We start from the raw sequence: 12,825 nt of genomic DNA on the forward strand, positions 1-12,825 counted from the left end.
AAGACAGCATCGACCAACTTTTAAAAGATTTAAACAAAATGGGTGAATTATCTTGAAAAAAACAGCTATCATTACAGGAATAACAGGGCAAGATGGTGCCTATTTAGCAGAACTTTTGCTTGACAAAGGCTATATCGTTTACGGAACATACCGCCGTACCGCATCCACAAATTTTTGGCGCATAAAAGATCTTGGCATTGATGATCGTGAAAATTTACACCTCGTTGAATACGATCTAACCGACCTTGGCAACACAATTCGACTGATCCAAAAAACAAAACCTGATGAGGTTTATAACTTAGCAGCTCAAAGTTTTGTTGGCGTCTCATTTGAACAACCCATTACAACCGCCGAGATTACCGGCATTGGTCCGGTCAATATACTAGAAGCGATTCGAATTATTGATCCGTCAATTCGTTTTTATCAGGCATCCACATCTGAAATGTTTGGCTTGGTACAAGAAATACCCCAAACGGAAAAGACCTCTTTTTATCCCAGAAGCCCCTATGGAGCAGCTAAACTATACGCCCACTGGATGACTATAAATTACAGAGAGTCTTATAATATTTTTGGATCGAGCGGGATTTTGTTTAATCATGAGTCCCCCCTTCGTGGCCTAGAATTTGTTACACGGAAAATTACTGATGGCTTGGCCCGTGTAAAGCTTGGTAAGCAATCTCATATCGAACTGGGAAATTTGGATGCACAACGTGATTGGGGATTTGCGAAAGATTACGTTGATGGAATGTGGCGCATGTTGCAGGCAGACAAACCGGATACATATGTTTTGTCCACCGGAAGAACGGAAACCATTCGAACTTTTGTTCGTTTGACCTGCCAAAATCTTGATCTTGATCTTCGATGGGAGGGCGAGAAAGAGGAAGAAATAGGCCTCAACAACAACACAGGCCAGATTATCGTCAAAATTAATCCGCAATTTTATCGCCCCGCCGAAGTCGAGCTTCTTGTTGGAAGCCCAGAAAAAGCCAAGAAAGATTTGGGCTGGGTACCAACAACCTCATTAGAGGATCTATGCACAATGATGGTCAAGGCCGATCTTTATCGCGTTGAAAAAGGGCAATCATTTTGAGGATGGTATTCTGATGAAAGTTTTGATTACGGGCATCCATGGTTTTACAGGCAGACATCTGGAAAAAGAACTTCGGGACAACGGCCATGACGTCGTTGGATTAAAGTCCGATCTTTTGGATTTCGATGCCATCAACAAAGAAATCGAGTTATGCAAACCAGAAGCTGTCGTTCATTTAGCAGCGCAATCATTTGCACACGATCAAAATATTCAAAAAATATACGATGTCAATGTCATTGGCTCATGCAATCTTTTAGGGGCGCTTTATCAATCCGCACCTAACGTGCGGAGTGTTTTATTAGCAAGCAGCGCAACAGTCTATGGGAATTCAACATCCAACCCGATCAGCGAAAATTCTCCGCTAGATCCACCCAATGATTATGCCGTTAGCAAGTTATCAATGGAATACATGGCCAAGCTTTGGTTTCAAAAGCTTCCTATTTTTATGGTGAGACCATTCAATTATACAGGATTGGGACAAAAGGAACACTTTTTGATTCCCAAAATTGTGGCTCATTTTAACAAAAAAATACCCATTATTGAGCTTGGAAATATTGACGTGTGGAGGGAGTTTGGTGATGTACGTTCCGTTGTTAACATATATGGCAAAATGTTGCTCAACCCACCAATCCATCAAACAATTAATATTTGCACAGGTCAGATCTATTCGCTAAAAGATGTTATGTCAATGTGCCAAGAAATCACAAATCATACGATTAAAATCGTTATCAATCCGGCATTTGTGCGTCAGAACGAAATTCGTGAATTAAGGGGTGACCCGCGTACCCTAGGTGAGCTTTTTCCAAATCTCCCCTCATGCTCACTCAAGGAAACATTACGATGGATGCTCAAGCACCATCAGCAATGAATCCACACATCTATACCCAATCCATAAACATAGGCTCGAAAACAACGGGTCAGATATGCTAATCTTAATAAAGGGCCAAACAAGGACACAACCTTGGCGAAGATGATATTGTTCGATTCGAAGATCATTATGGAAGAGGATAAAATATGCAACTGCTAGCAAGCCGACTAAGTCGCATCCAACCATCACCAACTCTGGCGCTCAACGCACGTGCGCTTGAACTGAAGCTACAGGGCATAGACGTCATTAACCTGGCGGCCGGAGAACCCGACTTTGATACCCCCGCCTGGATCCGGGAAGCCGCGACCCAAGCCATGAATCAGGGACTGACGAAATATACAGCGGTCGATGGTATGCTCAGCCTGAAACAAGCCGTTCAGAAAAAATTTCTGCGGGATAATTCCCTGGATTATGCTTTAGACGAAATTAATGTCTCCAATGGCGGAAAGCAGGTTATTTTTAACGCCCTGTTTGCCACGCTCGAATCGTATAACGAGGTCATTATACCAGCGCCTTATTGGGTATCGTACCCTGACATGGTTCATTTGTGTGGTGGAATTAGCCGTATTGTCCCGTGTGGAGAGGACGTTGGTTTTAAGCTAACCCCACGCGCGCTAGAGGCAGCGATAACGCCACAGACAAAATGGCTGATCCTGAATTCACCATCCAATCCAACGGGGGCTGTTTATTCAGCGGACGAGCTTAAAGCCCTGGCCGCTGTATTGCGCCCGCACCCCGATATTTATGTGATGAGTGATGATATTTATGAACACCTTATTTATGATGACCTTTCGTTTACGAACATCGTTCAGGTAGAGCCCCGATTAAAATTCCGCACGCTAATTGTCAATGGCGTTTCAAAAGCATACTCAATGACCGGATGGCGCATTGGATATGGCGCGGGCCCCGCAAAGCTGATCAAGGCGATGAACCTGATTCAATCCCAAAGCACATCCAATGCGTGTTCCATTGCCCAAGCAGCCGCAGTGATGGCATTGAATGGCCCGCAGGATTTCTTGGCCGACTGGCGCCAATCATTTCAGGACAGACGGGACATGACTTTGGACGGCATCAACAAAATAGAGGGTCTGACGTGCCTAAGGCCTGGTGGGGCATTTTATTTATATGTAAATTGCGCCGGGGTTTTGGGTAAAACAGCGCCAGACGGACGACCGATCGAAACCGATAATGATTTTTGTGGGTATTTGCTTGATAAGGCCCAAGTAACAGCTGTCAGCGGCGATGCGTTTGGCCTGTCCCCGTACTTTCGGATTTCCTATGCCATATCAAAAGAAAAACTAACAGAAGCCTGCGCCCGCATTGAAAAAGCCGTAAAGGCACTTGTTTCTTAGGAAGGAATACACCCCCCGGATGAGGTAGGGCCAACAAGATGCAAATTGTGCTAGATAACCGTTTCTTGCAATCATTATTAATATGCTACTGATTAGAGCCCGGAGATATGCTTTCCTTTATTTCCTGCTGTCCTATGGGTGTGCCCAAAATTCGCCCACACCCCCTGCCCCAACGTCACAGGACCAAGTCACCTTTAATGCCCTAGAAAATCACTATCAACTGCATTTTGCGATACCTTCGCACCCGGGGGCTGGATTGGCCGTTATAAAAGATGGCCCCAAATGGGTCTTTGTTTTTGATGCGAAAATTCAGTTTTCTTTGCCAAAAAGCGCTGATTGTTCATCCGTGATTCAATCCCTGAATATCGTCGACATCCCCAATAATAGTAATTCTGTCACCCTGATAGAGCTTGTCCCAAAGCCCGATATCCATTTCATTGTTCAAAAAGATGACCGAGGGTGGGGCGTAATTTTTTCATTTATTGATGACGCACTACTCCATGCTTTGACAGCCAAGAAATCCATAAAAATAAGCCACAATGAACAATCTCTTTTGATTATCCATCCCGTTGATTTGGGACACGAAGTGTATCTGACAATGAACGGACGGGATCTTTATATTTGCCCCACCACCAAAGTTGACGGCGGGTTATACCAATTTGAATCCACCCCAAACTCTGTTTTTATGGAAACAAAACAGGGGTTTGCCTGCCAAATTCTGTCCCCGGATTTGTTTTTTGAAAATAAAAAGAGTCAGCTTTATATGGCGACAAAACAAAGGCCCAAACCGAACCCTGAATCCAATCAAAAGGAAGAACCCCAAAAAGAAGAATCCAAAAAGGAAGACAGCACCAACAAGCAAACATTTTTCTATGGTGGCAGCGGGAAAATAGAGTGGAATCAGTATCTGACAAAATTGGTCCAAAAAATAAGGTTGATGCCGTCCACCTGCCCATTAGAAATTTCCCTGCAACGCCTATGGATAGAGGTTGCCCTAACTCGATGGCCAGAAGCCCTGTCAGCCTTGAAAAGCCTGAGCCAAGATTATCCAGGCATAGAATACACACCTTGTTTTATGATTCTTGAAGGCATGTCAAATTTCCTAGAGGGGCACCCCGCAAAAGCCCTGGAAAATTGGGATCTATTGACCGACACAGCCGAAATCCTTTGCTGGAAACACATACTATCAGCCCTGGTTTTTGGCACAAAAATTGATCGTTCTTTTATTAAGGACTGCTTATCAATTCTGACTGGCTACCCCCCCTTATTGCGGGATGCCATGCTGGATGCACTGCTCAAAGCTGTCATTTCAAATAAAGATATCGATACGATAGATGACATTATCGCGCAAATAGAAACGCTTGATTGCCAGAAAACTCTTCAAGACCAGGCGCAACTCTATCAGGCAAAAATATTGTCCCTGAACAAAAAACCAGAGGATGCAATAGCCATATTTAAAAAACTAGGCACAGAAGAGTCAGAAAACAAGGTATCTATCGCAATCCGACAAGAGGCTGATTATGAATTTCTATTATATGATTTTTTACAACCCCAAGAATCCCGACAAAAATCACAGGAGGATATCTTAAGGGAGATGTCGAATCTTCGTCTGACCTGGAAAAGCAACGTCTTGGACTATCGAATCCTGCACAAACTTGCAGAGCTTTCCATCCAAAAGAATGATTATATTGCGCAACTGGAATATCTGAAATTGATCAAAGAACGCTATCCAGAAAGGGCTATCGTTAATCAAATCGATGCCAAAATGCAAAAGGCGTTTGAATCCTATTTTAAGCAAGATTTAAGCGTCCTTTCCCCCTTGAGAGTTATCTCAACCTATCAGAAATATCGTGATTACTTGCCCATGGTCGCCGAAGAGGATGGAATTATTCAAATCATTTCCGATCAATTCATACGGCTAGATTTATTGGATCAGGCAGCTGATTTGTTGACAAAATTTGCCTCAAAAAAAAATGATCTTAAAATAAAAAATCCGAAAGAAACGAATGTTCTGTTGATAAAAATTGCCGATATTCATTTACTAGAAAAAAAATACGAAGAAGCCCTGGTCGTGCTAAAAAACATGGCACAACCACAAGACGATGAAACATCAAAGAATCGGTCCAGAATTATGGCGACAGCATTGGCAGCCCAAGGAAAGACAGAGGATGCCATAAAAATTCTGAGTGACATCGGGACAGTTCAAAGCCTGGAACTACTAGGGAATCTTTTGATTTATCATGGGGCATTCGACAAGGCTGCGGAGATCCTTTCGAAATTGGACCCTTTGTTGGATCGGGAAAAAGATGCCCCCCTCAAAAAAGAATCCATTTTAAAACGAGCAATGATTTATTACAGATCCAATCAATATGATCACTTAAAAACGCTAGCGGCCCTGTATAATGACTATATGGCGGATAATCAAATGTTCCTTGTTCTTACAAATTCTGTTCAGGGAAATGCCTATACTCGGCAAGATGTGGACGTCCTTTTAAAAAGCCAAGAAGCAATAAAACAAAACATGGACAACATACTGAATTTAAAATCTGGAGTTACGTAAATGCGCATTATCTCTGGGCAATTTCGCCACCGATTGTTAAAAAGGCCACCATCTGACACAACGCGTCCAACGTCAGACAGGGCACGGGAAGCTGTATTTAATATCTTGATTCACACTTATGGCGTTGAATTTCAGGATTGCGTTGTTTTAGATGTCTTTGCAGGATCAGGCGCGATGGGTTTTGAAGCGCTATCCAGGGGAGCGAAGCAGGTTTATTTTGTCGAAAACAACAAACAGGCTATTCGATGCATCCAAGAAAACAGTACGACGTTAGGTGCAGATGAGAAAGTGCATCTGTTAAGGGGTGATGCCCCCCAGATAAAAAAAGCACCAGATGGCGGGGCGCACGTAATAATCATGGATCCCCCATACAACCAGGGATTAATCCTTCCCACATGTGCACAACTTTACAAGCAGGGCTGGATAAACCCAGACACCCTTGTTTGTATCGAATCATCCTTGACTGATTGCCCGGCCCATATTCCCCATCTTACAAAGAAAGAACAACGAATTTATGGGGCTGCAGCTATAAGTTTTTGGGTAGAAGAAAAAGAAACCTGAGAACAGGCTAAAATATTGCCAGTCTTATTTAATTTTTGCTTCTTTAAAAAGAACATGCTGTCTTTTTACTGGGTCGTATTTGCGAAGTTCCATTTTCTCTGGCTTTTTGCGGGGATTTTTCTTTGTAACATAAAAGAACCCAGTGTCTGCCGTGCTCAATAACTTAATACTGATTGTTGCTGATTTTTTAGCCATTGTTAGAAAACTTCCCAAAAGTAAACTTCGATCAAAGAATTTGTCAACTTGGAGCGGGCGAAGGGATTCGAACCCTCGACCCCAACCTTGGCAAGGTTGTGCTCTACCCCTGAGCTACGCCCGCATTCCGTATAGACATTCAATATAGTACTGTTTTCTCATCTTTTTGCAAGCACTTTCTCAATCATTGCTCTGTGTATTTTCTTGATCTTGATCTTCCCCCCTATGCAGGGTAGGATTAAAAGAATGGAATATATATGCTTAAAAAAAGTAAGGATGAGACATAAGTGAAAAATAATTTGCGTCCCCTGATGATTTCTGGGAAAGAAGTTCTGCCTTTGATTGAAGGTGGAAAAGGTGTAGCTGTTTCTAACGGAGATAGCTCTGGAGCCTGGGCGGCAGCCGGGGGCGTGGGGACTTTTTCGGGATGTAATGCCGACGATAAAGACGAACACGGCAATTTGGTCCCCTGGGTTTACCATGCAAAAACAAGACGAGAACGCCAGCAGGAACTGATTGCTTATTCTATCCGGGGCGGCGTAACGCAGGCAAAAATAGCCCACGAACTGTCTAACGGAGAAGGCAGAATCCACATGAACGTTTTGTGGGAAATGGGCGGAACAGAGGAGCTCCTCCACGGTGTTCTGTCTCAAACAAAAGGAATTCTGCACGGTATAACGTGCGGGGCCGGCATGCCCTTTCGCGTGGCCGACATCTGTGCCAGCTATGGCGTTTATTACCATCCCATCGTTTCATCAGCACGCGCATTTAAGATTTTGTGGAAACGGTCATTTTACCGATTCCCCGAATGGTTGGGTGGCGTCGTTTACGAAGATCCCTGGTTGGCCGGCGGTCACAATGGTTTGTCAAACAGCGAGGATCCCCTGGTCCCGCAACCACCAATGCCCCGCGTTATAGAACTACGCCAAGCTATGCGCGCCTGCGGTATGGGCGACACACCAATTATTATGGCGGGTGGCGTCTGGTGCCTTAATGAATGGGAAGACTGGTTGGATAATCCTGATCTGGGACCAATCGCCTTTCAGTTCGGAACGCGCCCGTTGTTAACTCAGGAAAGCCCAATCCCAATGGCGTGGAAGAAAAAGCTTCTAACCCTGAAAGAGGGGGATATATTCTTGAACCGGTTTAGCCCAACAGGATTTTATTCATCGGCCGTCAATAATGGATTTATCCAGGAATTAAGACAACGGTCAGAACGACAAATTGATTACAGAACAACACCAGCCGATGGATGCACCGAACCATTGGCAACTGGTGCCCGCGGAAGGCTTGTTTATTTAAAACCAGAAGACATGCCAAAGGCAGAACAATGGAAAGCAGCTGGCTTTACAGAAATTCTCAGGACACCAGACACGACGTTAATTTTCGTAACCCCAGAAAGGGCAGCCAAGATTCTGTCCGATCAAACCCATTGCATGGGATGTTTGTCGGCTTGTTTGTTCAGCAATTGGGCGCAGAATGAAGAAGGAACCACAGGAAGACGTGCAGATCCGCGCAGTTTTTGTATCGAAAAAACATTGCAAGCCGTGGCCCATAATGGGGATATAGAAAACGAGCTCATGTTTGGAGGTCGCCAAGCCTACCGTTTCGGACAAGATCCGTTCTATAATGATGGATTCATCCCAACAGTCAAGCAATTGGTGGAACGCATCCAGTCCGGGGATTAGGGGTTTATGCCCATTGCGCGCATCCCCTTTTCAAAAAGGAGGGGATCCACAATGAACACAACAAACAATAGGAACCTCTATGGGGCCCTTTTGATTGTCTTGGTTGCCGTTTTTGCGGCAGCAAGCAATTCATTGACCCATTCCTTGCCAAAAAATTTTCCAACAACACAAGCCCTTTTCCTGAAAGCAGGGATCGGGCTTTTGTTTGTTTCCGTGTTTTATTCCCGCAAACTAACCGCCGTAACGCAAACAAAATTCCTGCCCTGGCAAATCTTCAAGGGGATAACGGGGGCGCTGGGCAACTGGTTTTTGATTGCATCCGTTCAGTTGCTTCCCTTGGCGGACAGCAGCGCGTTATCCCTGACAAGCGCATTAATGACAACACTGGGTGCCTATTGTTTTTTTGGGGAGAAACTGACCCGCCCCATTCTTTATTCTCTGGGGATTGGATTTGCGGGTGTTTTAATTATTTTACGCCCCTCATCGGGTGTTTTCACAGTTTATGCCCTATACCCGCTGTTATCGGCTCTGGCTTTTTCAGCGTCATCATTGATCATTAAAAAAGTATCCATCAGGGATTCATCGGCCACAACCTTGTTCTATTTATTGTTTTTTATGACCCTATTCAGCGCTGGGCCAGCATTTTGGAATTGGTATGAAATTTCATCATTGGCCCTGTTTTTAAAATTAGCGGGCATTTCTGCGTTATACGTTTTGGGGCAGTTTGCATTGATCGAGGCGTACACCCATGCCGCGGCATCCTTTATTGCGCCCTTTAAATTTTCCCGATTCCCATTGGCCGTTGTATCGGGATTTTTATTTTTTGAAGAACAGGCCGCTTGGACAACGCTTATTGGCGCATCAATGATCATTGGTTCTTATATTTATCTTATTAAAACAAATAAAAAATTAAAATAAAGTTATAAAACAACTGGAAATCAGATTTAAAAGGTGATATGCGTTAGCTGTTATTGGTCCTGGAATTTTAAACAAGGAGTCAAGAGCATGAAAACGAGTACGCTTACAGACATACCTGATACGAATTTAAGCCCAGACGTCAAAAAATCCGTTGCTATCGTTTTGGTTGGAAATTTTCTTGATTATTTTGATCTGATGCTGGCCGTTCATATGACGGTAATTTTAACAAAAATTTTTATCCCAGGTGATTCTGCCCTTACTCCAATTTTAGTCGCCTTTACGTTTTGTTCCTCATTTGTTATCCGTCCTTTTGCCGCCATTTTCTGGGGGTATATTGGTGACACGATCGGCCGGGTGCCTGTTTTGATATCAACAACATTCTTGATGTCAATATCGTGTGTCTTAATTCCCAACATCCCATCCTATGCGGAATGGGGAACGCTATCAGCTGTGTTATTTCTGACTTTACGCCTTGTTCAGGGATTTGCATCCGGCGGCGAGGCTATTGCTGCCGATGTTTTTATTGCCGAAACAGTTCCAAAGCCAAAAGTTTATTTGTGCAGTTCTCTTGTTGCAGCCACCTGCTCATGCGGCGGATTGGTCGCCTGTGGAATTGGGGCGATTTGCATTTTGATGTCCCCGGAAAATGGGTGGAAGATCCCCTTTTATATCGGATCTGGCGTTGCTGTTATTGGAACAATTGCCCGAAAAACACTAAAAGAAACACCCGAATTTGTAAAAACCCTGGAGAAAAAGAAAACCAAACGAAAATTTTTGGATTTATATTTATCTTTGAATTTTAGAAGCCGAAATATTCCCGCTTTGTTTGCCCTGCATCTTTTTCCCGCTGTGGCTTTTTATTTTTCCCTCGCTTACTTACCATCTGTTCTTATCAATCAGCTGGGAATAAGTCCAAGCAGGGTCATGGGCCAATCAACACTTGTTCTTTTTTTCGTCATGTGTTCCGAGGTTGGCTATGGGCTCCTGGGGTTAAAATTTCACCCCTTCAGCATTCTTAAATTTAAAATGTTCTCTCTTTTGATGGTGATACCCGTTCTTGCCATTTATATTGATGGACTTACCAGCCCACTACTTATTTTTATTATTCAAGTAAGCGTTGCCTGCCTTGGGCAAGAGCTTAGCCCTGCCTACCCTATTATCACTAAGGGATTTCCCGTCATAGGACGATACACTTCTCTTCTTTTGATATGGGCCATATCGCATTCCTTAATTTATCTAATGACAGCATGTATTTTTAGTCAGGTCACCGGATTTCAAGGATTGTGTCTTTTGCTGTTTGTCGCAGCCTCGATTTCCCTTATAGGGCTTTATGCCTTTGTCCCAGAGGATAAAATGCTTACCCTTAAGCTTGCCAATAATTCATCCGAAGATTTTTCATTAGAAGAGATCCTGGCCGAAGAAAAAAAGTATGAAAAGCTAGACCAAAAAGAAAAAGAACAATTCCTGAAAAAATGGCTTAACAAAATAAAGTAACCCAAGTTCGATATAAGAATCCCCAAAAAGCATTATTGAGCCTGGTGCTTTAAAGCCTGGATTGCTTTGTCGGGTTGCACCCTCCGCGCAATGACGTCGTCATGGCGAGCCGACGAAGGCGGCGTGGCCATCCAGGAAACTCACTAATAATTTGTGAAAATGGTATTATAGGGCAAATCAAAAACTTGACAAGGAACGATAGTAACCGTAAATTTTAGCATTGATAATTATAAAAGTTTTGTGCAGATATTGTGAAATTAAAGTTTGTTTTCGTATTTATATTATGTTCTTTTTTAACCCTAAACAATGGATGTTCTTGTCAGTTTAATCAGGGACTCCCTGAGTTGGCTGATTTATTGAGCTTTAAAACAGCCCGGACCCGCGTTCAACCGTTATCCTTTGAGCATTTGGAAATGATGAGAGAACTGGACAATTCCGATGATAGTTTTGTGCAAATTATCGAGAGCGACAATATTGGAGATTTGCTTAAAACTCAGAAAAGCATTCTAGAAAGCACAGATAAGCATGTATTGCGACAAAATTTAAATTTCATGACTATGTATTATGGGATTTTCGACGAATCTACCAAAAACGATAATCTCTTTGGGGTTATTAAAATGAATTTTTGCGGCCGGGAGTACATTGGTACAGATGAAAAATATCATAAAATCCACCAAGGCAAAGGATATGGAACAGAGGTTAAAAAAGCCCTTTTTGGTCACTGGCAGAACCTTGGATTAATTCCTCACGTCCATGCTGATCCGGATTCTGCGCTTTTTCTGGGGTTTTGTGGACTTATTCATATGAGGAATAAGTCGTCATTAAAATACAATATTATAAACTGCGGGTATAAAATGGGCCGTTTGTTTGGTGATCGCGTGGAGGTCTATTATCCATATGTTATTAGATCTGAATACAAGGATCATTTTTTGCCCCCCGAGGACGAAATGCTTCATGAGCGTATTTATGGAGATTTGTGTGATTACCTATCAAAAGATTCCCCTGAATTAGCCAGGGTGGGCGAGGAAGCCTTAAGAAGAATGGCCCTCAAAAACATCATGACTGTAAAAGAATCCGCCTTAAATGAGGCGTTGAATGAAGAATCAGGCTTCATCACTATAACGTTGTCTCGGTTTCCTCACTTGTTTGATTCTGAATCATTTAGCAGACTCACATTGTTTGGGGATATTCTGGACAAGGCTCTCAAGGAACTTGAGGAAGACTACGCAGCTGAGTCAATTCCCAACGACAGGAGAGAGCAATACGATAATTACGTAAATGATTGTACTAAAGCCCGGTTATTGCTGAATGCAAACTTAAGATAAACAGAGCAATTCTACCGGGCATTTCACAAAACCCCACACAAATTTACAGCTGTGTGGGGATTCATGTGGGAGGCTTCAGCAAAAATACGTTACCCACTAAGATCGTTGAATTGGAATACCGCCAAACGCAGCGACTCTCTCGTTCTCGTTAGCAATATCTCGGGCAAGCTTCGTTAGGGTGGGGTCATTCCCGGGATCTTCCCCTATTGCCATGTAATAGCCAATAAATGGCCCCTTGTTGTATTCCATGGTCTGAAGATGTTCTGTTCGATACCTAACCCAGACTTCAGCCTTGCCACCAAACACTTCTTTATCTTTTTGTGTTTCGGCTTCTGCGGCTTTCTTTTGAAAGATGTCGATTTCGATATAAATTTGATCAAGCGTGAGCCTGGCAGCATTGAAGCTAGCCCTGGCTTTTTTATCTGCATTACTCATCTCTGATCCCATTTTAACAATAGCGTTCGCCCGTTTTATTTCGGCCTCAAATGCGTTTTTGTTCGTGTCAGTCGGATCGTTATCGTATACTTCTGCCGCTGTTGTAAGGTTGCTATCTCTGGTGATCCTAAGGAAGTCACATTGTACAGATTGGGCAGCCAACTGCAGTGATACAATGGCGGCTTTATTGGCACCCCAGGCACTGTCTGTTTCCAAGGATGCCGCTTGTGTTTCGCCACCGCCAACACCCATTCCGATTGATAGCGCTGACCCCACAAGGGCAACAGTCAAAAGTCTATTTGGATTTAATGTCATGTTTTTCCCTCTCAAAAATTAAAG

Annotated in this window: 11 protein-coding genes and 1 tRNA gene; 9 read left to right on the forward strand and 3 right to left on the reverse strand. The window is 43.3% G+C overall.

All coding sequences use genetic code 11. The features are described from left to right. The first annotated feature begins 52 nt into the window (after window positions 1–52). The 5 genes from gmd to rsmD all read left to right on the forward strand — a co-directional run bounded on the left by gmd (window position 53) and on the right by rsmD (window position 6,431). Window positions 53–1,090, forward strand: a complete 1,038-nt coding sequence (gene gmd, locus NTX76_03400) for a GDP-mannose 4,6-dehydratase (GenBank protein MCX7338314.1) — start codon at window positions 53–55, stop codon at window positions 1,088–1,090. A 13-nt stretch (window positions 1,091–1,103) separates the two neighbouring features. Then, the gene (locus NTX76_03405; GenBank protein MCX7338315.1) at window positions 1,104–1,958 is read left to right on the forward strand and encodes a GDP-mannose 4,6-dehydratase; all 855 of its coding nucleotides are present in this window, start codon (window positions 1,104–1,106) and stop codon (window positions 1,956–1,958) included. Window positions 1,959–2,104: 146 nt separating this feature from the next. Then, on the forward strand, window positions 2,105–3,310 hold the full coding sequence (locus tag NTX76_03410; protein ID MCX7338316.1) for a pyridoxal phosphate-dependent aminotransferase: 1,206 nt from the start codon (window positions 2,105–2,107) through the stop codon (window positions 3,308–3,310). Window positions 3,311–3,392: 82 nt separating this feature from the next. Beyond that, window positions 3,393–5,870: a hypothetical protein gene (locus NTX76_03415; protein ID MCX7338317.1), complete on the forward strand. Its 2,478-nt coding sequence runs from the start codon at window positions 3,393–3,395 to the stop codon at window positions 5,868–5,870. Further along, a complete protein-coding gene (gene rsmD, locus NTX76_03420) occupies window positions 5,871–6,431 on the forward strand; it encodes a 16S rRNA (guanine(966)-N(2))-methyltransferase RsmD (GenBank protein ID MCX7338318.1) in 561 nt (186 codons plus the stop codon). It abuts the gene before it with no gap. 24 nt (window positions 6,432–6,455) lie between these two features. Here rsmD and rpmG read toward each other — a convergent pair whose 3' ends face one another. Next, window positions 6,456–6,626, reverse strand: coding sequence for a 50S ribosomal protein L33 (rpmG, locus tag NTX76_03425; protein MCX7338319.1), 171 nt, complete (start codon window positions 6,624–6,626; stop codon window positions 6,456–6,458). Between the two features lie 49 nt (window positions 6,627–6,675). Beyond that, a tRNA-Gly gene (locus tag NTX76_03430) sits at window positions 6,676–6,750 on the reverse strand. Between the two features lie 187 nt (window positions 6,751–6,937). On the opposite strand from NTX76_03430, the gene NTX76_03435 reads away from it, so the two are divergent. The 4 genes from NTX76_03435 (at window position 6,938) to NTX76_03450 (ending at window position 12,051) form a co-directional block, all read left to right on the forward strand. Continuing rightward, window positions 6,938–8,314: a nitronate monooxygenase gene (locus NTX76_03435; GenBank protein ID MCX7338320.1), complete on the forward strand. Its 1,377-nt coding sequence runs from the start codon at window positions 6,938–6,940 to the stop codon at window positions 8,312–8,314. A 51-nt stretch (window positions 8,315–8,365) separates the two neighbouring features. Then, window positions 8,366–9,232 carry a DMT family transporter gene (locus NTX76_03440; GenBank protein ID MCX7338321.1) on the forward strand — a complete coding sequence of 289 codons (867 nt, stop codon included), beginning with the start codon at window positions 8,366–8,368 and terminating at the stop codon, window positions 9,230–9,232. A gap of 87 nt (window positions 9,233–9,319) precedes the next feature. Further along, a complete protein-coding gene (locus NTX76_03445; GenBank protein ID MCX7338322.1) occupies window positions 9,320–10,726 on the forward strand; it encodes an MFS transporter in 1,407 nt (468 codons plus the stop codon). Between the two features lie 251 nt (window positions 10,727–10,977). Next, window positions 10,978–12,051 carry a hypothetical protein gene (locus NTX76_03450; protein MCX7338323.1) on the forward strand — a complete coding sequence of 358 codons (1,074 nt, stop codon included), beginning with the start codon at window positions 10,978–10,980 and terminating at the stop codon, window positions 12,049–12,051. Window positions 12,052–12,147: 96 nt separating this feature from the next. On the opposite strand, the gene NTX76_03455 is transcribed toward NTX76_03450, so the two are convergent. Beyond that, a complete protein-coding gene (locus NTX76_03455; protein ID MCX7338324.1) occupies window positions 12,148–12,801 on the reverse strand; it encodes a hypothetical protein in 654 nt (217 codons plus the stop codon). Between the last annotated feature and the right edge of the window lie 24 nt (window positions 12,802–12,825).

Source organism: Alphaproteobacteria bacterium (genome assembly GCA_026400645.1).
Taxonomy (GTDB): domain Bacteria; phylum Pseudomonadota; class Alphaproteobacteria; order Paracaedibacterales; family CAIULA01; genus JAPLOP01.

Coding starts and splice junctions, on each gene's coding strand:
- NTX76_03405 (MCX7338315.1), top strand. CDS start 1,104: ATGAAAGTTTTGATTACGGGCATCCATGGTTTTACAGGCAGACATCTG.
- NTX76_03410 (MCX7338316.1), top strand. CDS start 2,105: ATGCAACTGCTAGCAAGCCGACTAAGTCGCATCCAACCATCACCAACT.
- NTX76_03415 (MCX7338317.1), top strand. CDS start 3,393: ATGCTACTGATTAGAGCCCGGAGATATGCTTTCCTTTATTTCCTGCTG.
- rsmD (MCX7338318.1), top strand. CDS start 5,871: ATGCGCATTATCTCTGGGCAATTTCGCCACCGATTGTTAAAAAGGCCA.
- rpmG (MCX7338319.1), bottom strand. CDS start 6,626: ATGGCTAAAAAATCAGCAACAATCAGTATTAAGTTATTGAGCACGGCA.
- NTX76_03435 (MCX7338320.1), top strand. CDS start 6,938: ATGATTTCTGGGAAAGAAGTTCTGCCTTTGATTGAAGGTGGAAAAGGT.
- NTX76_03440 (MCX7338321.1), top strand. CDS start 8,366: ATGAACACAACAAACAATAGGAACCTCTATGGGGCCCTTTTGATTGTC.
- NTX76_03445 (MCX7338322.1), top strand. CDS start 9,320: ATGAAAACGAGTACGCTTACAGACATACCTGATACGAATTTAAGCCCA.
- NTX76_03455 (MCX7338324.1), bottom strand. CDS start 12,801: ATGACATTAAATCCAAATAGACTTTTGACTGTTGCCCTTGTGGGGTCA.